Consider the following 20,685-nt stretch of genomic DNA (forward strand, 5'->3'; position numbering starts at 1 on the left):
AGGAGAGAAATAAGATGTTTGATCCGACTGCCTTTGATAATATGAAAGTAGTTATTGAAGGTGCACTCTATGATTTTGACCTAAGCGGTGAAATCATTATTGCAGACCGAAATGATATCATTAACATGGCGAAAATGTCGCGTTCGTTTGACCTATCCTTTCAATTGCCAGCAGGTACTGTAACTGCCAAAATTGAAATGGAATCAAAGCTTGTTAACCTGGCAGCGGAGCTTTTGCCCAACTCCCAGCCAGAAAAGCTTGCCGGAAGCTATGTTAAATTACAATTTTTTCTCGAACTTTTGGATACTTCAGCTGATTTTCAAACGATTGAAACAATATTTTTAGACATTTGGGGCGAAAAGAGGAAAATTACTCAATCTGTAGAATATAATCCTTTAGACAAACCTAGAAAAATCAAAAATACTATTACGCTTGATTTTGAAAGAATAATTGGTGAAGAGCAAATGGATGATTTGATTGAAATGGCTGATTTTATGGTCGCCACACTGGAAAAGCTGCAGGCATTTGTGGCGCCAAAAAATAGGGGGTAAAGGATGACAATTTATCAGTTTAGCGCTAAAACGATTGATGGACAAGAAATTTCGCTCAAGCAATTTGAAGGGAAAGTAGTACTGATTGTAAACACGGCAAGCAAATGTGGTTTCACCCCTCAATTTAAGGAGCTGCAAAGTCTATATGAAACCTATAAGGATAAAGGGTTAGAAATCCTTGGGTTTCCTTGCAATCAATTTATGAATCAAGACCCTGGCAGTGAGGAAGAGATTAAATCCTTTTGCGAATTAAATTATGGTGTAACGTTCCCGATGTTCGCGAAGGTGGATGTTAACGGGGTATATACCCATCCATTGTTTAGATACGTCAGGGAGCAAACTCCTGGTTTGTTAGGCATTAATACAATTAAGTGGAACTTCACCAAATTTTTAGTGGATTCAAATGGAAAAGCCATAAAGCGTTTTGCTCCTCAGACAAAACCAAGCGAAATCGCAAAAGATATAGAGACATTACTTTCAGTAAAACCGGTCTAATCAACCGGTTTTATTTTTTATTATTAGGCTGTGCTAAAGGTCAATATTGATTTTTTAACTCAGTTGATTGGATCGGAAGGCGCGAGACTCCTGCGGGAGTACGGGACAGGGGAGACCCCGCAGGCGCTTTAGCGCCGAGGAGGCTCCGCGAACCGCCCGCGGAAAGCGAAGTGCCTGGAGCGGAAATCAACTGACTATTTTAACACTGCGTAATATTAAATATTTACAATATTCAAAAATAAAGGTACGATGGTTTTAACTTAGTATTATGACCACATACTAAATATAGGGGGAGATGGTCTTGGTCAAAACAGCATGGGTAACCGATAGCACAGCCTATTTAGATAGTGAATTAATAAATCATCCAGATGTGTACTCCATTCCATTATCGATTATATTGGATGGAGAGGTGTATGCAGATGGTATTGATTTGACTCCAACACAGTTATTTGAAAGATTGAAACATTTAAAAAATCCTCCCACCACCTCACAGCCATCAATTGGTGCATTCCAGGCTTTGTATGAACAGCTTGAAAAAGATTATGATCAAATCATCAGCATCCATCTATCAGGCAAACTAAGTGGTACAGTATCCTCAAGTGAGCAGGCAGCAAAACTTGTAAATATACCGGTAACAACCTTTGATTCGAAAATTCTTACCTATCCTATGTCAGCTTTACTCAAAAAAGGGATGAATCTGCTTGAAGAGGGCATTGGACTTGAAGATGTCATTGAGGAAATGAGTCGGATTAGGGATACGAATGAAACGTATGTTTTAGTTGGCAGCCTAGAACAGCTTCATCGTGGCGGCAGAATGACAGGTGTCCAATTTTTCCTGGGAAGTTTGTTAAACGTAAAGCCAATCATATCGATTGAAGATGGTGCCCTGAATGTAAAGGAAAAGGTCCGAAGCGAGAAAAAAGCAAAGGAAAAAATCCTTGACTACTTTAGGATAGCGTATGAGAAGCAACAATTTAAAGAGGTGTATATTCTCTTTGGTCTTCATGAAGAACAAGCGGAGGAATGGAAAGCTGAAATTGGTAAGCAATTTCCTGACTTAAACGTAATTTGTTGCCCATTAGGTGCAGTCATCGGCGTCCATGCAGGTGAAAATACCCTGGGAATCAGCTGGCATAATGGTTTTAAATAAGATTGGATTAATAACCTCGAGCATTCGGGGTTATTTTTTATGGTTTATTCATGATAAAATAGCAAGGGTGAAGGTAGGTGCTTTATATGATCATAAAACAAACCGAAGAATTTGTTCTACATGAATTAGGTGAAGATGCAACAGGCCATGATTGGTTCCATGTGGATCGTGTCCGTCGAAACGCATTACATATTTGCAAGGAAGAAAAAGCTGGAGATCCGTTTATCATCGAAATGGCAGCGCTTCTCCATGATATTCCAGATGAAAAATTAAATGAAAGTGCGGAAAAAGGGCAGCAAAAACTTGAAACCTTTTTAGAGTCTGTCTCATTAACGGACTCAGACAAAAATCATATCGTAAATATTATCGAATCGATTTCATATAAAGGCGGAAGAAAAACCACCCTAGAATCAATAGAAGCAAAGATTGTACAGGATGCTGATCGATTGGATGCCATTGGGGCAATTGGAATTGCCAGAGCGTTTGCCTATGGAGGGAAAAAGGGGCAGCCAATTTACGATCCAAGTATTACCGTAAGAAAAGAAATGAGTTTGGAAGAATATCGAAAAGGAAAATCGACAAGCATCCATCATTTCTACGAAAAACTATTGAAATTAAGAGACCTATTAAATACAGAAGCTGCCAAAAATATGGCTGCAAGCCGTCATCAAATGATGGTCTTATTTTTAGAACAATTTTACCAAGAATGGGATGGGCAAGGCTCATGAAAATGCTAACAGTTGAAAATGTGTCAAAAACCTATGGGGAGAAACTGCTCTTTAACGATATATCCTTCACGATTAGTGAAAAGGAACGAGTAGGATTAATCGGGATAAACGGAACAGGTAAATCCTCTTTATTAAAAATTATTGCAGGTGTGGACGTTGCTGACGAAGGTAAAATTATCACCGCAAAGGATTATTCCATTGCTTATTTAGACCAGCAGCCCGAGTTGGATGCGGACAAGTCTGTGCTAGAACAAGTCTTCCATGGGGAAGCGCCCATCTTAAAGTTAATGCGGGAATACGAAAAAACACTAATGGATCTGGAGCAATTTCCAGCTGATGCAAAGGTTCAAGAACAATTATTTCAATTGCAAAAGCAAATGGATGCGTTAAATGCTTGGGATGCGAGTACGAATGCTAAGTCGATATTAATGAAATTGGGAATCGAGGATTTTACAAAGAAAATTGGTGAGCTTTCTGGCGGTCAGAAAAAACGTGTCGCCTTAGCACAGGTTTTGATTGCTGAACCTGATTTACTTATCCTTGATGAGCCCACTAACCATTTAGATTTTGATTCCGTTAAATGGTTGGAGGATTATTTAAGCAGATACACGGGTTCCATTTTGCTGGTTACACATGATCGCTATTTTTTAGACCGGGTTGCCAATCGGATGTTTGAATTAGACGGCGGCAATTTATATAGCTACAAAGGGAATTATGCGGCTTTTTTAGAAGCTAAAGCAATTCGCGAAGAAAATGAAGCAGCGACCTTTGAAAAAAGAAAAAATCTTTTCCGGCGGGAGCTTGAGTGGATCCGGCGCGGCGCCAAAGCTAGAACAACGAAGCAAAAGGCGCGTATTCAACGGTTTGAAGAACTAGATGAAAAGGTTGCGTCAGGAAAGCCATCCAGTGAAAAGCTTGATATTTCGTTAAATGGCAGCAGACTTGGCAAACAGGTTTTTGAGCTGAAGGATGGGTCCAAGCGGTATGCAGAAAAAACAATCTTAAATCATTTTGATTTATTAGTGAAGCCTGGCGATCGAATTGGAATCATTGGCAGGAACGGAGCGGGAAAATCAACTCTTTTGAATATTCTCGCCCTGAGAATTCCGCTTGATGAAGGTGAATTCATCATGGGGCAGACCGTGAAGATCGCTTATTATACTCAGGAAAGCGAAGACATGGATGAAAATAAACGGATGATTGAGTATATTAAGGAAACGGCCGAGATTGTAGAAACATCGGATGGCAAGACCATCTCCGCCGCCCAAATGCTTGAACGATTCTTATTTCCGCCATTTACCCATGGAACACCGATACGTAAGTTGTCCGGTGGGGAAAAACGTCGTCTTTACCTGTTGAAACTTTTAATGACTGCACCGAACGTTCTCTTACTAGACGAGCCGACCAATGATTTAGATACACAAACCTTGACCGTCCTTGAAGACTATCTCGAAGAATTCCCTGGTGTGGTGATTACCGTTTCCCATGACCGTTATTTCCTCGATAAAGTGGCAGAGCAGCTGCTTGTTTTACGCGGTGAAGGAATCATAGATTCCTTTTATGGAAATTACACGGAATATCTAGAGAAAGAAACTGCCCTAGAAGCAGTGAAAACTGTGAAAGTTTCGGCACCAGCTCCTAAAGCTCCTGAAAAGGAAAAAAAGAAAAGAATGTCCTTTAAAGAGAAAAAAGAGTGGGAAGAAATCGATGATGTCATCGCTAAAACCGAGGCCAAGCTTGAAGAAGTTTCAGAGGAATTAGGGAAGTCGGGCAGCGATTTCACCAAAGCCCAGGATTTAATGAAACAGGAAGCAGAATTGAACGAAAAACTCGAATATTTAATTGAAAGATGGTCATATCTAGCTGAACTTGCGGAAAATGAATAACGAAATTTTAGGAATAAGGTGATTGTGTTGAAAATAAAGGCGATTGAACCAACGCCAAGTCCGAATACAATGAAAATTATTTTAGATCAAGAACTGCCAATGGGGAAAAGCCATAATTATAAAAAAGAAACATCTGCAGAGGCTCCTCCTGTCATTCAGGCAATCCTTCAAATCGAAGGAATCAAGGGTGTGTATCACGTTGCTGATTTCCTGGCAGTTGAAAGGAATGCCAAATTTGACTGGAAGGTATTGCTCCCTCAGGTGCGTCAGTCGTTTGGAGAAACTGCAGCCGAATCCACTCAGACAGAAAATCAAATAAATGAGCATTTCGGTGAAATAAAAGTCGAAGTTCAAATGTTTAAGGATATTCCGCTCCAAGTGAAGTTAACCGATGGCTCGACCGAAAAACGCTTCGGAATGCCAGAATACTTTTTAAAGGCAAGAGAAAAAGCGCAGCTCCCTGACGAAAACTATATTTTATTAAGAAAATGGGCTGACCAGGGTGTCCGATACGGAGACTTTGACCAAATAGGCCAGGACGTTGTGGAAGAACTAATTGCCGCCTATCCTCAAGAGCGATTAGAAGCTCTAGTTGAAAGTGCTCAGCAAAAAGATTCTATTACAAAAGTAAAACCAATCCTTACACGGAAAAAGGTTTCACTTGAATCGCTGGCTAATTCCGACTGGCAGGTACGCTATCAGATGCTAGAGCAAATGGATGATCCGGTGCTTGAGGATTTACCGGTCCTAGAAAAGGCATTAGCGGATGAGAAGCCATCCATTCGCAGACTAGCCACTGTCTATCTCGGAATGATAAAAGACCGTGCCGTATTGCCGCTTTTATTTAAAGCCCTGAAGGATAAGACAGTCACGGTTCGTAGGACAGCGGGAGATTGTTTATCGGACTTGGGATTCCCAGAAGCAGCCGATGAAATGATGGCGGCTCTTAAAGACCCAAGCAAATTAGTCCGATGGCGGGCGGCGATGTTTTTATATGAAGAAGGGGATGAAAGGGCCGTGCCAGCTTTAAAGGCGGCTGAAAATGACCCAGAATTTGAAGTCAGCATGCAAATCAAAATGGCGATTGAACGAATCGAAGGCGGGGAAGAAGCCAGAGGGTCTGTCTGGAAGCAAATGACCGAAGCAAGAAAATCTGAAAACTGATTTTCAAAATTGCATTAGGAAGAGAAAATATAGTATTCTAACACTGGAAAGCTTATAAATGGAGGGATTATTATGTCAATGGCATATGAAGAATATATGAGACAGATGGTTTTACCGATGCGTCAAGAGTTAACACAGGCAGGTTTTCAGGAGCTTTCTACAGGAGAAGAAGTAGAAAATTTCATGGAAAATGTTAAAGGCACTTCACTAGTGGTTGTCAATTCTGTCTGTGGATGTGCGGCAGGCTTAGCACGTCCGGCAGCAACTCAAGCTGTATTAAATAGTGACAAAAAGCCTGAACATTTAGTGACTGTCTTTGCCGGACAAGATAAGGACGCAACTGCAAAAATGCGCGAATATTTCGAAGGGATCGAGCCTTCCTCACCATCAATGGCCCTGTTAAAGGACAATAAGGTCGTCCACTTTATTCCGCGTCATGATATCGAAGGCATGCCGCTTGAAGTCATAATGGAAAATTTAAAGTCTGCTTTTGAAGCAAACTGCTAATGTGGATGTCAATTGACATCCTTTTTTTATAAATTAGGCTGTGTAAAGGTAATTGTTGATTTTTGAGCCCTGTTGATTGGAACGGAAGGCGCGAGACTCCTGCGGGAGTACGGTACAGGGGAGACCCCGCAGGCGCATAAGCGCCGAGGAGGCTCCCCGAACCGTCCGCGGAAAGCGAAGCGACTGGAGTGGAAATCAACAGGCCCTATTAACACAGCCAGAAATTAAACAATACGAGGTAAGAAATGTTTGTTACTACTTCAGGAAGAACAACACACCAATTAAATGAAAAGGCAATGGACATTGCCGCGATACTTGATGTTCCCTATCGTCCGAGAAATAAACAGTCTGTCCAGCTTTTACAAGAAAAATGGGATAGCGATTGCCTGGTTGTTGGAAAAGAACGGCTTGAATTATTTCAAAAAGGGGAACATGAACCTTTTTTCTTCCATCCTAATTCAGCTATGTTTCGGATCAAACGTTTAATGCGTGGAGAGCATGATCCATTTGTCGAGGCAGCAAAGCTATCAAAGGGAATGACCGTCTTGGATTGCACATTAGGACTAGCCTCCGATTCGATTGTCGCAAGTTTTCTTGTTGGTAATGAAGGTTCTGTTACGGGAATTGAAGGGCAAAAATACTTGGCCTATATTGTAAAAGAGGGTCTTAACACCTGGGATACCGGGATTCCTCAAATGAATGAGGCAATGGAAAGAATCAATGTCATTCAAGCAGCTTCACTTGACTATTTAAAGGGCCTAAGTGATGACTCTGTGGACTGTGTATATTTTGACCCTATGTTTGAAGAAAGTATTATAGGGTCAGTAGGAATTAAGGGGCTAACCCATTTTGCCATTTATAACGATTTGGATGAAGAAACGATGGAAGAAGCTTTACGGGTGGCCAAATTTCGCGTAGTCCTTAAAGACCATTTTAGAAGCAGCCGTTTCGAAAGATACGGCTTTCAAGTGTTTCGCAGACAAAATGCCAAATTTCATTTTGGTTATATTGAAAAATAAAACTGAGACAAAAACAGGTCTCAGTTTTTCTATTATTAACAATCTGTTCTTTTCCATTTTTGTGAAAATGGAAGTATAATAGTTTCTATAGGCACATTTAAATCAACAAAATTCAATTCTCAATAGAATTTAGGTGAAGGAATATGAAAAAATGGCTTCGTAAATCACTTTTTGTCACGGTATCTATTTTAACTTTCGGTCTCGTCACACCGACACAGCTGATGAATGCCGTAAATGCAAACAACTTGAGCGAGCGTGATGTCTTCGAGTCACCAGCAGCAACAAACAGTTTCTCGCAAACAACCGCCTATTTAGGAGAATCTGAGTTTGATAGAGAAGAATTTATGCAAAATTTATTGAAGCAGGCAGAATTACAATCGTATCAAAAGTTTGGCAGCAAAATTAAACCCGTAATCGAAGATGAATTTCGTGAAATTATTTTACCTAATATTGAAATCGCCCTGAATCAAACCGCTGACCAATTTCCTGAAGAGGATTTAAAAAATCTTACAATCACTGAGCACCCAGGAACGGGACATTCGGAAAAAATATTTAATATAAAAAATGCTATTGATGGAAAAGATATTCTACGATTCCATGTTCGAAGAGATAATCCGCCGCAGGCAGGTTACTGGTTTAATTTCCATTATCATACCCACCATGATGAGTTTCAAAATCATTATGAATTAGGATCCATTTATTGGGATAAAAATACTCCGCCAAAATGGATGAGTTAACTCGAGAACATTTGCTAAATAGTCAAAAAAAAATTTATATTATAAATGAAACTTTTTTAAGACAGACTCGTAAATAGACTATTACCTAAAATGGAGGAATGAAAAATGGCAGTAAGTTTATCAAAAGGGCAAAAGGTTGATTTAACAAAAACAAATCCAGGACTAACAAATGTTGTGGTTGGACTTGGATGGGACACGAATAAATACGATGGCGGAAATGATTTTGACTTGGACTCATCTGTATTTTTGCTCGGCGAAAATGGAAAAGTAACGAACGAAACTGACTTCGTTTTCTACAATAACCCACAAGGGGCAAATGGTGCTGTTGTACATACAGGAGATAACCGCACAGGTGCAGGTGATGGGGACGATGAGCAAGTTACCATCAATTTAACAGCTATTCCATCAAACGTTCAGCGTATCGCTTTTACGATTACCATTCATGATGCGGCCAGCCGCAACCAAAACTTTGGTCAGGTTTCTAATTCATACGCCCGCATTTTTAATGAGGCTACAGGGGAAGAACTTATCCGTTATGATTTAGGGGAAGATTTCTCCATTGAAACTGCTATCGTGGTAGGTGAATTATACCGCCACAATGGTGAGTGGAAATTCAGTGCCATTGGCAGCGGCTATCAAGGCGGTTTAGCAGCACTTGCAACAGACTTTGGATTACAGGTTGGCTAAAATTTAAAAATTAAGAGACCCGGCGCTCGGCTGGGTCTTTTTACAAAATTTTGTACACACACTAGGAGGAATTTCTTTAATGTCAGTTTTGCAGGGGATTATTGACACATATGCTCAATTTTTTGATTTAGATATGTGGGGAAAGGTATTAACCGATCCAGTCAGTTGGGGACTTATTGGTACACTTATTATATTAGAAGGGTTACTATCAGCGGATAACGCCCTTGTTTTAGCCGTCATGGTTAAGCATTTGCCGCCTGAAAAGCGGAAAAAGGCATTATTTTATGGTTTAATTGGGGCTTATGTTTTCCGTTTTATCGCAATTGGAATCGGGGTTTACCTCATTGAGCTATGGTGGGTGAAGGTCCTTGGCGCCGCATACCTTGCATGGTTATCAATTAAGTATTTTATTGATAAACAAAAGGGTGGAGAAAATGAAGGTGAAGAGGAGGCAGAAGGAATTAACCAAAAAGGGTTATTGATTCGCATGTTTGGTACCTTCTGGGGAACAGTAGCCTCCGTTGAATTAATGGATATTGCCTTCTCCGTTGACAGCGTCCTTGCCGCATTTGGAGTGAGTAACGAAGTGTGGGTATTATTAGTCGGCGGTATGCTTGGTGTGTTAATGATGCGAGGTGTGGCCGGTGTATTCTTAACCTTAATTGATAAAGTACCTGAGCTAGAAACATCCGCTTATATCTTAATTCTCATTATTTCGGTTAAGATGTTCCTGGGTGTCTTTGATATCCATATTGAGTCACTTTACTTCTTTATCATCTTACTGTTAACTTTTGGAGCGACATTTATTGTACACTTCATGAATAAGAATAAAGAAGGCAGCAAAGAACGTAATTCATAACATAGTTGCTTTAATATTAGGGAGCTGACGAGAGTCCGTCTCCCTTATTTTTTACCTTTAAAGAGAGGTATTTAAAAAATGAGATTTTTTACATATTTTTATGAAAATGAAATGGAACAGTATTTTTATTTAAAGCCGCAAAGCTTTAGTAAATATTCAGAGCTTGAGCTGTTATCCTATGGATTGGGTGCCACCCTCTATATGCCTGCAACGCGGCCAAATATTCATCAGGAAATTCTCTCAAAGAAGCACGACGGGTTAACTTCACTTGTGATTGACCTTGAGGATGCGGTAGGGGATAAGGAAGTTCTTCGGGCGGAAAAACTACTGATTAGGGAGCTGTTACATTTATTCGGAGAGTTTCATAAAGGTTTTTTAAACTTTGAAGATTTGCCGCTTATGTTTTTTCGGATTCGAAATCTTGAGCAGCTCAAACGTGTAACGGAACAGCTGGGCGATGCTATTCGACTGTTAACAGGAGTTGTACTCCCAAAATTTAATGCAGAGAATGGTGAAGAATTATTAAGTGAGGTGCAGCGGCATCATTCTGTGGAGCATCCATTTTACGCAATGCCCATACTTGAAACAGCAAAGGTTATTCAAAAAGAAACAAGGATGGAAGAATTATTATCGATAAAACAGCAGGTTGACCGCTATAAGGAAAATGTTCTAAATATTCGGATTGGAGCGACTGATTTTTGTGGATTATATGGGATCCGCCGAAGTGCTGATACGACAGTTTACGATATTGCGGTATTAAGAGATTGCATAACTGATATTATTAATGTTTTTCAACGATTTGACAATCCTTATGTTGTTTCTGGCCCTGTTTGGGAATATTTTTCGGCTAAAAATAGAATGCTGAAGCCGCAGCTCAGACAAACCCCATTTCGTGAACGCTATGGGGATGAAGGGCTTAAATGGAGAGCTAAATTAATAGACAATCATTTGGATGGACTGATTAGGGAAACGATTATGGATATCGCCAACGGCTTAACGGGAAAAACAATTATTCATCCCTCTCATATCAAGATTGTTCAAGCACTAAATGTGGTTTCCTACGAGGAGTATATTGATGCGAGTAATATTGTAAAAGCGGCAACAGGTGAAATTGGGGTCATGAAAAGCGAGTTTGCTAATAAAATGAACGAGATTAAACCTCATTTTTATTGGGCCAAGAAAATCCTATTAAAATCACAGCTTTACGGGGTGTTACATGAAGAATTCACAAACATTGACCTTATCAAAAAAGAAGTATACGTTTCACGTCCTTGACTCGATTAATGCGGAAATTGAAGTCACAGAAAATCCATATCAAATACCTATTGACAATCTTTTTACGATGGCAGCAAGGATAAATAAAAAACGCTCGTTTTTGTTTGTAAGTAAAGTGCTTGGAAAACATTTGCCTATTGATGCCAATAAGGGGTTAACCACAGCCGCCCTTCTAGCGGTTAGATTTTTAGAATCCATAAAAGGTTTGGAATGCCGGGAGAAGGAACGTCTTTTATTCTCCTTTCGACAGGGTGGAGAGTTCATGGAGGATCCCTTTATTCCGCCACATATTAATCCGATTGTGATAGGGTTTGCGGAAACGGCGACTGCCCTAGGACACGCGTTTTTTGCTTGCTTTCAAAATGCCGATTATTTTCATACGACGAGAGAAGAACTAGTAAATCAAACACCTGGGTTTACCTTTGAAGAAGAGCACTCGCATGCAACTTCCCACCGCTGTTATGTTCCGCCGGAACTCCTTCAAAATAATAGGGAAATCATTCTTGTTGATGATGAAATGACAACCGGAAAGACGGCTGTCAATATTATTCGCTCGATTCACGAACAATTTCCACGTAAGGAATATACAGTTGTGTCGATTTTGGATTGGCGTTCAGACGAGAATAAAGCGGAATTTTTTCGGCTTGAGAAAGAGCTGGGTATAAAGGTTAAGGTGGTTAGTCTTTTATCCGGAACCGTACAGGTCCAGCAGTTGAGGGGGTTGGAAGAACAATCCCATGAATTTAATCCGGAGAATCAAATCGAGATGTCGATTGAGAAGGTGCGATTAGCCCAATATTTTACACCAGGCCCATTTCATGATAGAAAAAATGTACCATATATAAATGATACGGGACGATTCGGGTTAACCAATGCCGAACACCTTTCGAATCAACAAAAAATAGCAAAAGCAGTAAAGTTTTTAAAAGAAAAACGGTCAGGTCAAACCACGCTTTGTCTTGGAACAGGAGAATTCATGTATCTGCCCATGAAATTAGCAGCGGCAATGGGGAAGGGCATCTCCTATCAATCTACTACCAGAAGCCCTATTTATATCGAAAATCAAGAAGGGTATGGAGCAAGATTTGGTCTCACCTTTCCTAATCCTGAAGATTGGGATGTAACCCATTTTGTCTATAATATCCCGCCAGGATTTTATGATGAATTATTTATATTTTTTGAAAGAGAAATAGAAATAAAGAATCTTCAGCCGTTCTTGGACGGATTAGCACCATTACAAATAGCGTCTGTGAAGCTTGTCTTTTTTTCTAATGCAAGAGGTGAATAAAATGCAAAAAACGATCAAACAGCCAGCGATTATTGGAAGTTATCATGAAGATGATGTTCTTTTCTTATTAAAGGATTTAAGTGCCATTAAGCTGGAGGATACGACCAAAAACCGGGAAGTAAGGATGCAATCAGGCGGTCATTATAGTGAATCGTTGCCAATCGAGTACCAGCCGCCAAAAGAATATGTTGATTTATTTTGGAAAACCCTACATGAGTATAAGCGGAAAGTAGCGTTGTGTATTGGCATTGTGGCAGAACAAATCTATGAATTAAAGGGGGAAAGAACGGTACTCGTTTCTCTGGCACGTGCAGGAACTCCTGTCGGAATCCTCATTAAGCGGTATTTAAAAAGGCGTTACAATGTGTCCCTAAAGCATTATAGCATATCGATTATTCGAGACCGCGGAATTGACGAAAATGCCATTCACTATATCCTTAACGAACATCCGGATGGAATCATTCAATTTGTGGATGGCTGGACCGGAAAAGGCGCGATTTCAATCGAACTGACAAAGGCCTGTCAGGATTTTGAGCAAAAATATGGAATTGCCCTTGATGATACGCTTGCGGTTATGGCCGACCCAGGTTATTGCACCAAGCTTTTTGGAACAAGAGAGGATTTTTTAATTCCGAGCGCTTGTTTAAATTCAACGGTATCAGGACTTGTAAGCCGAACAGTTTTAAATGATCAATATATTGGTCCAGAAGATTTCCATGGAGCAAAATTTTACAAGGAGCTTCAAGCAGAAGACGTATCAAATGAATTTATTAGGTTAATAGATGATGAATTTACGAGTATTTCTGAGGAAGCGCATGAACTCTCATTGAAAAAGGGACAGGAAAATATAGATGCAGTTTTTTTAGGGATGAAGGATGTAAAGAAAATCCAGGCTGAATTTGCGATTGAAAGCACCCATTATATTAAACCAGGCGTTGGCGAAACGACCAGGGTATTGCTTAGAAGGGTGCCATGGAAAATATTGATGCGTGATTCATCCAGCCCTTTCGTCCAGCATATTCTCATGCTGGCAAAAGAAAAGGGTGTCGAAGTAGTCGAATACCCTGGTTTGAACTATTTGTGCTGCGGTCTAATCAAATCAGTGAAGGAGAAAAACAGATGATTTTTGCCTCTGATCTTGACCGGACACTTGTATATTCAAATAGAGCGCTTGATGAGCTTGGGATTCCCGAAGGGACGCGTCTTAAACCCGTTGAAAAAAAAGATGGCAGGTGGGTTGCCTATATGACGGAAAGCTCTTTTTACACGTTAAAAGAGCTTTCCCGTCATAGTTTATTTATCCCAGTGACCACAAGAACGACAGAACAATTTAATCGATTTACGATTTTTACCGAAGATATCCCGCTAAAATATGCAATTACCACAAATGGTGCCACTATTTTATATCAAGGGGAACAATTAGAGGAATGGTCAAATCATATATTTCAAACGTTAGCAATGGATTCGGCTTCTCTAGAAGAATTGTTTGCGGTTGTCCAGCGTGAGGGGTACCATTTTGGTGGGCAATTAAAGAAAGTGGAAAATCTATTTTTCTATTACATATTAAATGGTTTCCCCGATTCCTTTGCCAAAAGTGAATTAAATGACTTGGTCGCAAAATATGGCTGGAGAATTTCCTTGCAAGGGAAGAAGCTTTACTTTATGCCAATGGCCATTCGAAAAGGAGCCGCTCTTGAATATATTTGTCAGCGGGAAGGAATGAAGGCGATTGCCGGCGCTGGTGACTCGCTTTTAGATTTGGACTTTTTAGATATCTGCCAATATCGATTTGTCCCTAATCATGGTGAATTAGCCTGCGTGTCCAAGAAAACCGGATTTACTTTAACCGGAAAATCTGGTGCATTGGCGGGGGAAGAAATTCTCCAACAGTTTTTAAAGCTCTGTTTTACTTTAATATCCGAGTGAAAACAAAATAATAGAGGGAAGAAAACAGACTAAAGCAAGCAATAAAAAATATTATAGACAGTCCAATCGAATGAAGTACAGGAACAAGAAGAAGCGTAAAGATTAAACTGAACACAAGTATATCCAGATAAATAAAAGCGCTTGCACTCATCACTTCGAGGACGTCATTGATTTCCTCATCGATTAGTTCCATCTTCGGCCGCTTATATAAAAAACGCATACTGTCACCTACTTAAGTTTGAGTACTCAAATAATATGTAGGGACAAGGAAAAAGGTGAAAAAGGTGGAAATTGCTCTAAAAATGAAACATTTTTCGAACACTTTCGTATAAAGAAATGAACCATTTTTATAACTGTGATATGATGAAATAGTAACCTTACATAATTTGCTAAGTTTGAAAAATCTTTCGCTTTCAGAGGAAGGGATCATGAATGCACCCATCATACAATCAGTTAATCGTCCGACCAATTGGGGCCCTTTCATTTGAAAATTGGCACGGATTATTAAAAAAAATGTTACCGGAACGGCCGGAATATTTATTAGAAAATGGAACGATTCAAATTGGGCAGGTCCTAGGGAAATTCCTTGGCGTCCCCATTGATACAGATGAATACTATAACCAGCTTTTTGAATATGTGAATGTGCATGATTGGGGCTTGCAGTTGTTAAGTGAAGACTCACTTGATAAATCCATCAACAATGTCCACTTTCAGGCGATTCAAAAAGTGTTGAATATTCATCAGGAACAGAAGCTTTCGATCAATCGCTTAACCGCTTTTCTGGATGGCGACCAGCTTTTACTAAAATCAATGGTCCCAGCTATTCATCGAAAGCTGAGAGAAGCCATGATCGCATTGCTGGAATTATACGCAAGCATGGAGAAAGACGGATTGAAAAATCACGAGCTAAGGCGGGTTCTCGTAGATGTGGTCAAGTGGTCGGTTAATCATTTACAGCCTGTTCTCGAAAAGGCCAATCCCGAAAAAGAAATGCCAAAGTTTTTGTGGTACGGCGATTTTAAAAAGAGTCATCAATATTTTTTATTTTATTTAGCAAAGCTAGGCTGTGACATTGTAATTTTTCATCCAGAAGGTAAAGATGTTTTGGGTAGTATGATTCAAGAACCAGTCTTCACCCATCAATATCCAAACCAGCTGCCTGCCGAACCGTTTCCAAAAGAAAAGCGGAGCAGGAAAACTACCGTGGCATACCGGGCTTCAAAAGAGATTGAAACGATTCTTAATCAAGAGGGATCGGGTCTTTACAAGCCCTGGCAGTTAAGGGAGTATACTCCGTCATCCATAACGTTGAAAACGACCTATGATGAATTGTTTATCCTTAGTAAGGAACTGGCGATGATTCGCCCAGATTTTTCTGTCGAAAATGGACAGGTCAAAATCCCTTCCGTTTTCGCCAAAGTCCTTGGTGTTAGTAAAAATCGAAAAGAATATTGGGAGCGGATGCAATCGCTTAGCCAATTCGATCACAGTCTTCTTGTTCGTCAGCTGCCTATTGCCATTTCCAGCAATAGCGATTTTCGCTACCATTACCGAAACGCAATGGGCCCGGATGGCTTAATAAGTCCGGATAAGATGATGCAATCCCATTACTGGCCATATTCTTTTTTACCAACAGGACTGCAAAAAGGAATGGCAAATGCAATCCGCGAAATCTGCCATGAACCTGATTTAAAGCCATTGCCGATGGAAAGCATGGAAGATGTTAAAATATTTCTGTTTACACAGGCAATGTTTATCCCGAAAAACGTGATTCAGTTATTGGAGAAGTTTGACTATTCTCAGCATGTTCCAAAATTAATTATTTTCAACAATGAATTAACTGGTATGCTTTCAAGAGCTGATGCAGCCTTATTACTTCTACTTAATCAATTTGGTATTGATATCGTTTTGTATAATCCCACCGGGCACAATGATATCGAAAATTATCTCGATGACCGTTTATTTGATAAACACTGGCTAGAAGACATGGTGTTTGATTTGGAATATAAAGAGCCATCTCTTTTTAAAAAAGGTCTATTTCAAGGAATCTTAAAAAATTTAAGGGGAGATTAATGAGTGAATCTATCGCCAAATCCTTCAAGCGGCTTAACGCCGGCAGGCAATGAAGATGTACTTACAGAAACAAAAGTATCCGATATTAAGCTGGCTCTTCGCAAAGAGCCTGAAATTCAAAATTTGGCCCGCACTATTGATGAACGCGACCAGATTCAAGTATTAGAATTTGGGAAAGAACCAGCCGTGCAAGTCTCACGCTTTTCCGATCAAATCCTCGCCAATATGCGGACAACAAAGGTGGAGGATTCAGGGGAGCTGCTCAAACAGTTAGGTCGTATCATGGACCGTTTTGATCCAAAGGACTTTCAAAAATCATCTCCCGGCCTTTTTGGCAAGCTGTTCAAAAAAGGCGAAAAGATGATTGAGAAGATTTTTGGCAAATATCAAACCATGGGTTCTGAAATTGATAAGGTCTATGTAGAAATTTCAAAATACCGTCAAGAAATGGTCGAATCGACCACAATGCTCGAGCAAATGTATGAACAAAACTATCAATTTTACTTAACGCTGGAAAAATACGTCGTGGCTGGCGAAATCAAGGTAGAGGACCTGAAAAACAACCAGCTGCCGCAGCTTGAAGCCCGCGCTGCCGCAGGAGATCAACTTGCTTCTATGCAGCTCGATTCCCTGCGGAACGCCATCGAGCTTTTAGAACAGCGTGTTTATGATCTAGAAATGGCTAAAATGGTAGCATTGCAAACGGCCCCGCAAATCCGATTATTACAAAGGGGAAATACGAAGCTGATTGGAAAAATCAATTCAGCCTTTGTGACAACGATTCCAATTTTTAAAAATGGTTTAATTCAGGCCGTAGCGGCAAAAAGGCAAAAGCTTGTAGCTGATTCGATGAGTGAGCTGGACCGCCGCACCAATGAAATGCTCCTGAAAAACGCACAAAACATTTCGCAGCAAAGCACGGATATCGCAAGGCTTGCCGGCGGCCCGAGCATCAAAATTGAAACGATTGAAGAATCGTGGAACATCATCATCAAGGGCATGCAGGAAACAAAGGCGATTGAAGAAGAAAACAAACGGATGCGTATAGAGGGAACAAAGCGCTTAGAGCAGCTTCAAGATAATTTCAAGAAAATGAAACAACAATAATTTTAATGAGGTGATTGATGTGGCAATTAATTTACAAAAAGGTCAAAGAGTGGATTTAACAAAAGGGAATCCAGGATTAGCTAAAATCATGGTAGGTTTGGGATGGGATCCTGTGCAAAGCTCTGGCGGCGGCGGTCTGTTAGGCTCCTTATTTGGAGGCGGCGGCAGTTCTGCTAACGTGGACTGTGACGCATCAGTGATCATGCTTGGTGCCAATGACAAGTTGCAAAACAATAAAGATGTGATTTATTTTGGCAATTTAAAAAGCAATGACGGCAGCGTTCAGCATTCCGGCGACAACTTGACTGGAGCCGGCGATGGCGATGACGAGCAAATCATGATCGACTTAAGCAGAGTACCTTCTCATATTCAAAAGCTGGTTTTCGTAGTAAATATTTACGACTGTGTAAAAAGAAAACAGCATTTTGGCATGATCCGCAATGCTTTTATCAGAGTTGTAAATCCAACCAACAACCAAGAGTTAATCAAATATAATTTATCTGATAATTATAGCGGTCTGACATGTCTTGTTACCGGCGAAATTTATCGCAACAACAATGAGTGGAAGTTTGCTGCAATCGGCAGCGGCACAAATGCAGCCAGCCTAAGCGAAGTAGTTCGTTCATATTCATAATGAGGTGATACTTTTGGGCATCAACTTATCTAAAGGGCAAAGAATTGATTTAACGAAAACGAATCCAGGGTTAACGAAGGTCATTATCGGTCTTGGCTGGGATACGAACCGTTATCATGGCGGCCATGATTTTGATCTAGATGCTTCGGCGTTTTTAACAGATGCAAACAGCAGGGTGACACAGGATTTAGATTTTATTTTTTACAATAACTTAGTTCATACTTCCGGTTCTGTTGAACATACCGGCGATAACCGCACCGGTGAAGGTGATGGCGACGACGAGCAAATCAAGATTGACTTTAGCAAGGTCCCAACGCATGTAAGCCGGATTGCGATTACGGTCACAATCCATGATGCCGAGGCAAGAAACCAGAACTTCGGGCAGGTCAGCAATGCCTTTGCCCGCGTAGTAGATGAAGAAACGAATCGCGAGATCCTGCGTTTCGACCTTGGCGAGGACTTCTCAGTAGAAACGGCTGTCGTCATTTGCGAGCTTTACCGCCATAATGGCGAATGGAAATTCAACGCAGTCGGCAGCGGCTTCTCTGGTGGACTAGCTGCACTATGCCGCAACTTTGGGTTAGAGGTTTAATTTTATTGATATGGAAAGCTGCCGTAATGGTGGCTTTTTCTTTTTTGTAGATGATGAATGGCCGTTCATTGCCCGAGGGAGCTATTTTTTGGTGGCTACGGTAAATGAAAAGATCTTTCATTGCCCGAGGGAGCTAAATTTTTGCTGTTATGGTAAATGAAATGGACATTCATTGCCCCAGTGAGATAAATTTTTGCTGTTGCGGTAAATGAAATGGACTCTCATTTCCCAAGCGTGCTAAATTTTTGCTGTTCCGGTAAATGAACTATCCTCATAAAAACTTATAATAGCAATAATCTCCAATTTTACCTATGAAATTCCGAATCTAGCAAACTATTTACCATGTTATAATTCTACTAATAACAATAATAGACAAATAGGGGGAATTTGCATGCGTAAATGGGTAATTGTAATCATGCTGATGTGCTTATTCCTATCAATAAATACCACATCCCAGGCGGCAATTGACGGTGTTAGACTTGTGGATTATCCGAGAAATTCTATCCTCTATCAATCTCTTACTTCAAATAATTCACTAGACCAATTAAATCAAATCATTGTTCTTCAAAAAAGTCTTTTGATCAAAAAGAAGCAGCTGCAATAATTTCTAGAATCAGCTCCCTCCCAACCACTATTTTAGAAAAAATCAATAACAAAGGCATTAATCTGAAGCTTTTCACAGGGAAACTAACCGACAACCCTACAGCTAGCAATTTGGCGGGGCAAACACCACGAGGCTATCAAACCAACGTTACATGGGATGACGTCCCTGGAATCGGTGGCTCCAAAGTTGTCCTTGTAAAAATCGGCTCCAGTGAAAAAGGGAAAGGACACGGCTCTGTCAACCTCGAACTGCATGAAATGGCTCATTCCATTGACCGGTATGTTTACAATGAAATAAGCGGAACCACCCAATTTCATGATATTTGGGAAAAGGAACACAATCTGATTTTTCCTGGAAACAGCTATTTCCTATACCTGGAAGAATATTTTGCCGAATGCTTTGCGATGTACTATTTAAATAAAGAGACGAAAGAGCTACTGCGTATCAAAGCTCCGGAAACGTATCATTTTATTAAAAGTTTAAACTAGTTATCCTCAATGGAATGACAATTTACATTCGACAAGGGACTTAAAACAGGACAGGGAAATGAGGAGAATTATTAATGCTAAAAGCCTTTTAATAGCCACAACAAACTTATATGATTGGTGTCAGCTGAGATTGTAATTTTCAATGTTTTAAAATAAAATCATTGTAAAAGATTTTGATTTATAGTGAAATCCTTTTGAAATTTGNNGTATATTGTAAATATTGTAAACGAAATGTCTATTACAAAAGCAGCTGAAAAATTATTTATTTCTCCTTCTGGTATGAGCCAATCGATCACACAACTGGAAAATGAGCTGGGCATTAAAATCTTTAACCGATCTAAACAAGGAGTGACTCCTACCTTTGAAGGGAAAATGGTTATTTCCAAAGCAAGGACATTCCTAAACACCCTAAATGAACTAAACAGAGAAATTTATGAATATAAAAATAGCAATCAAACACATTTAAAAATCCTGACTGCGCCTACGTTTACTTTTTTACTTGAAGAGGCAATAGTAAAGTTCAATCTGAAAAATCCAGAGGTTACATTTGAACTAGAAGAGCAAAAACGAACAAATATTATCCAGAATTTCAATCAGGAAAATTATGATTTTGCACTAATCTCTGCATCTGATGATGAGTTGAAAAAGGAAAAGAATATTCGTTATGAACATATTCATAATGGGCATATATGTGCAGCTGTTGGCAAAAAATCACCATTTTATTCTAAAGATTATGTAACTCTTAGTGATTTAAAAGATTCAAAAATAGTCTTGTATAATACATCCGATTATAAAATGATATTAAAACATATAAAGTTCGATCCCAATCAAGTATTAGTAAAATCGAATAGCAGCAGCCTTCTCTTCGAGTTAATAAAAGGAAGCGAAGCCGTTTTATTATTGCATGATATTTCA

Annotated in this window: 23 protein-coding genes; 22 read left to right on the forward strand and 1 reads right to left on the reverse strand. The window is 39.8% G+C overall.

Annotation, left to right across the window (positions count from 1 at the left end; all coding sequences use genetic code 11):
- The first annotated feature begins 14 nt into the window (after positions 1 to 14).
- From V7161_RS25050 to V7161_RS25120, 15 genes are all read left to right on the forward strand, one after another.
- The gene (locus tag V7161_RS25050) at positions 15 to 551 is read left to right on the forward strand and encodes a hypothetical protein (protein WP_335715528.1); all 537 of its coding nucleotides are present in this window, start codon (positions 15 to 17) and stop codon (positions 549 to 551) included.
- A gap of 3 nt (positions 552 to 554) precedes the next feature.
- Entirely contained in the window at positions 555 to 1,046 is a 492-nt protein-coding gene (locus V7161_RS25055; RefSeq protein ID WP_335715529.1) for a glutathione peroxidase, read from the forward strand.
- Between the two features lie 301 nt (positions 1,047 to 1,347).
- Positions 1,348 to 2,196: a DegV family protein gene (locus tag V7161_RS25060; RefSeq protein WP_335715530.1), complete on the forward strand. Its 849-nt coding sequence runs from the start codon at positions 1,348 to 1,350 to the stop codon at positions 2,194 to 2,196.
- Between the two features lie 86 nt (positions 2,197 to 2,282).
- Positions 2,283 to 2,924, forward strand: a complete 642-nt coding sequence (locus tag V7161_RS25065; protein WP_335715531.1) for an HD domain-containing protein — start codon at positions 2,283 to 2,285, stop codon at positions 2,922 to 2,924.
- Positions 2,921 to 4,810 (forward strand): ABC-F family ATP-binding cassette domain-containing protein, encoded by a 1,890-nt coding sequence (locus V7161_RS25070; protein ID WP_335715532.1) that lies wholly within the window; start codon positions 2,921 to 2,923, stop codon positions 4,808 to 4,810. The genes V7161_RS25065 and V7161_RS25070 overlap by 4 nt, the downstream gene beginning before the upstream one ends.
- Positions 4,811 to 4,837: 27 nt before the next feature.
- Positions 4,838 to 5,974, forward strand: a complete 1,137-nt coding sequence (locus V7161_RS25075; RefSeq protein ID WP_335715547.1) for a conserved virulence factor C family protein — start codon at positions 4,838 to 4,840, stop codon at positions 5,972 to 5,974.
- A 72-nt stretch (positions 5,975 to 6,046) separates the two neighbouring features.
- On the forward strand, positions 6,047 to 6,481 hold the full coding sequence (locus V7161_RS25080; RefSeq protein ID WP_335715533.1) for a BrxA/BrxB family bacilliredoxin: 435 nt from the start codon (positions 6,047 to 6,049) through the stop codon (positions 6,479 to 6,481).
- Between the two features lie 245 nt (positions 6,482 to 6,726).
- Complete coding sequence (locus V7161_RS25085; RefSeq protein ID WP_335715534.1) at positions 6,727 to 7,500, forward strand: class I SAM-dependent methyltransferase; 774 nt, start codon at positions 6,727 to 6,729, stop codon at positions 7,498 to 7,500.
- 143 nt (positions 7,501 to 7,643) lie between these two features.
- Positions 7,644 to 8,237, forward strand: coding sequence for a YpjP family protein (locus V7161_RS25090; protein ID WP_335715535.1), 594 nt, complete (start codon positions 7,644 to 7,646; stop codon positions 8,235 to 8,237).
- 105 nt (positions 8,238 to 8,342) lie between these two features.
- Entirely contained in the window at positions 8,343 to 8,924 is a 582-nt protein-coding gene (locus tag V7161_RS25095; RefSeq protein ID WP_335715536.1) for a TerD family protein, read from the forward strand.
- 79 nt (positions 8,925 to 9,003) lie between these two features.
- Positions 9,004 to 9,783: a TerC family protein gene (locus V7161_RS25100; protein WP_335715537.1), complete on the forward strand. Its 780-nt coding sequence runs from the start codon at positions 9,004 to 9,006 to the stop codon at positions 9,781 to 9,783.
- 78 nt (positions 9,784 to 9,861) lie between these two features.
- Positions 9,862 to 11,058, forward strand: coding sequence for an HpcH/HpaI aldolase/citrate lyase family protein (locus tag V7161_RS25105; RefSeq protein WP_335715538.1), 1,197 nt, complete (start codon positions 9,862 to 9,864; stop codon positions 11,056 to 11,058).
- Positions 11,000 to 12,346, forward strand: a complete 1,347-nt coding sequence (locus V7161_RS25110) for a phosphoribosyltransferase family protein (RefSeq protein ID WP_335715539.1) — start codon at positions 11,000 to 11,002, stop codon at positions 12,344 to 12,346. The genes V7161_RS25105 and V7161_RS25110 overlap by 59 nt, the downstream gene beginning before the upstream one ends.
- Position 12,347: 1 nt before the next feature.
- Positions 12,348 to 13,469 (forward strand): cysteine protease StiP family protein, encoded by a 1,122-nt coding sequence (locus V7161_RS25115; RefSeq protein WP_335715540.1) that lies wholly within the window; start codon positions 12,348 to 12,350, stop codon positions 13,467 to 13,469.
- Positions 13,466 to 14,272, forward strand: coding sequence for a hypothetical protein (locus V7161_RS25120; protein ID WP_335715541.1), 807 nt, complete (start codon positions 13,466 to 13,468; stop codon positions 14,270 to 14,272). The genes V7161_RS25115 and V7161_RS25120 overlap by 4 nt, the downstream gene beginning before the upstream one ends.
- Here V7161_RS25120 and V7161_RS25125 read toward each other — a convergent pair.
- Entirely contained in the window at positions 14,253 to 14,492 is a 240-nt protein-coding gene (locus tag V7161_RS25125) for a hypothetical protein (RefSeq protein WP_335715542.1), read from the reverse strand. The two genes, V7161_RS25120 and V7161_RS25125, sit on opposite strands and share 20 nt — an antisense overlap.
- Positions 14,493 to 14,704: 212 nt before the next feature.
- Here V7161_RS25125 and V7161_RS25130 point away from each other — a divergent pair, with 212 nt between their 5' ends.
- From V7161_RS25130 to V7161_RS25160, 7 genes are all read left to right on the forward strand, one after another.
- The gene (locus V7161_RS25130) at positions 14,705 to 16,345 is read left to right on the forward strand and encodes a YceG family protein (RefSeq protein ID WP_335715543.1); all 1,641 of its coding nucleotides are present in this window, start codon (positions 14,705 to 14,707) and stop codon (positions 16,343 to 16,345) included.
- Between the two features lie 3 nt (positions 16,346 to 16,348).
- On the forward strand, positions 16,349 to 17,452 hold the full coding sequence (locus V7161_RS25135) for a toxic anion resistance protein (RefSeq protein ID WP_335715544.1): 1,104 nt from the start codon (positions 16,349 to 16,351) through the stop codon (positions 17,450 to 17,452).
- 19 nt (positions 17,453 to 17,471) lie between these two features.
- Positions 17,472 to 18,086 carry a TerD family protein gene (locus V7161_RS25140; RefSeq protein WP_289985442.1) on the forward strand — a complete coding sequence of 205 codons (615 nt, stop codon included), beginning with the start codon at positions 17,472 to 17,474 and terminating at the stop codon, positions 18,084 to 18,086.
- Between the two features lie 13 nt (positions 18,087 to 18,099).
- Positions 18,100 to 18,678 carry a TerD family protein gene (locus tag V7161_RS25145; RefSeq protein ID WP_289985443.1) on the forward strand — a complete coding sequence of 193 codons (579 nt, stop codon included), beginning with the start codon at positions 18,100 to 18,102 and terminating at the stop codon, positions 18,676 to 18,678.
- Between the two features lie 391 nt (positions 18,679 to 19,069).
- Positions 19,070 to 19,282, forward strand: coding sequence for a hypothetical protein (locus tag V7161_RS25150; protein ID WP_335715545.1), 213 nt, complete (start codon positions 19,070 to 19,072; stop codon positions 19,280 to 19,282).
- 8 nt (positions 19,283 to 19,290) lie between these two features.
- Positions 19,291 to 19,770, forward strand: a complete 480-nt coding sequence (locus tag V7161_RS25155) for an anthrax toxin lethal factor-related metalloendopeptidase (protein WP_335715548.1) — start codon at positions 19,291 to 19,293, stop codon at positions 19,768 to 19,770.
- A 201-nt stretch (positions 19,771 to 19,971) separates the two neighbouring features.
- The coding region (locus tag V7161_RS25160; RefSeq protein WP_335715546.1) for a LysR family transcriptional regulator at positions 19,972 to 20,685 on the forward strand (714 nt) is incomplete at its 3' end.

The organism is Neobacillus drentensis (genome assembly GCF_036965425.1).
Lineage (GTDB): Bacteria > Bacillota > Bacilli > Bacillales > Cytobacillaceae > Neobacillus > Neobacillus drentensis_F.

Coding starts and splice junctions, on each gene's coding strand:
- V7161_RS25050 (WP_335715528.1), top strand. CDS start 15: ATGTTTGATCCGACTGCCTTTGATAATATGAAAGTAGTTATTGAAGGT.
- V7161_RS25130 (WP_335715543.1), top strand. CDS start 14,705: ATGCACCCATCATACAATCAGTTAATCGTCCGACCAATTGGGGCCCTT.
- V7161_RS25080 (WP_335715533.1), top strand. CDS start 6,047: ATGTCAATGGCATATGAAGAATATATGAGACAGATGGTTTTACCGATG.
- V7161_RS25105 (WP_335715538.1), top strand. CDS start 9,862: ATGAGATTTTTTACATATTTTTATGAAAATGAAATGGAACAGTATTTT.
- V7161_RS25125 (WP_335715542.1), bottom strand. CDS start 14,492: ATGCGTTTTTTATATAAGCGGCCGAAGATGGAACTAATCGATGAGGAA.
- V7161_RS25100 (WP_335715537.1), top strand. CDS start 9,004: ATGTCAGTTTTGCAGGGGATTATTGACACATATGCTCAATTTTTTGAT.
- V7161_RS25070 (WP_335715532.1), top strand. CDS start 2,921: ATGAAAATGCTAACAGTTGAAAATGTGTCAAAAACCTATGGGGAGAAA.
- V7161_RS25095 (WP_335715536.1), top strand. CDS start 8,343: ATGGCAGTAAGTTTATCAAAAGGGCAAAAGGTTGATTTAACAAAAACA.
- V7161_RS25120 (WP_335715541.1), top strand. CDS start 13,466: ATGATTTTTGCCTCTGATCTTGACCGGACACTTGTATATTCAAATAGA.
- V7161_RS25085 (WP_335715534.1), top strand. CDS start 6,727: ATGTTTGTTACTACTTCAGGAAGAACAACACACCAATTAAATGAAAAG.
- V7161_RS25055 (WP_335715529.1), top strand. CDS start 555: ATGACAATTTATCAGTTTAGCGCTAAAACGATTGATGGACAAGAAATT.
- V7161_RS25110 (WP_335715539.1), top strand. CDS start 11,000: ATGAAGAATTCACAAACATTGACCTTATCAAAAAAGAAGTATACGTTT.
- V7161_RS25065 (WP_335715531.1), top strand. CDS start 2,283: ATGATCATAAAACAAACCGAAGAATTTGTTCTACATGAATTAGGTGAA.
- V7161_RS25115 (WP_335715540.1), top strand. CDS start 12,348: ATGCAAAAAACGATCAAACAGCCAGCGATTATTGGAAGTTATCATGAA.
- V7161_RS25150 (WP_335715545.1), top strand. CDS start 19,070: ATGCGTAAATGGGTAATTGTAATCATGCTGATGTGCTTATTCCTATCA.
- V7161_RS25090 (WP_335715535.1), top strand. CDS start 7,644: ATGAAAAAATGGCTTCGTAAATCACTTTTTGTCACGGTATCTATTTTA.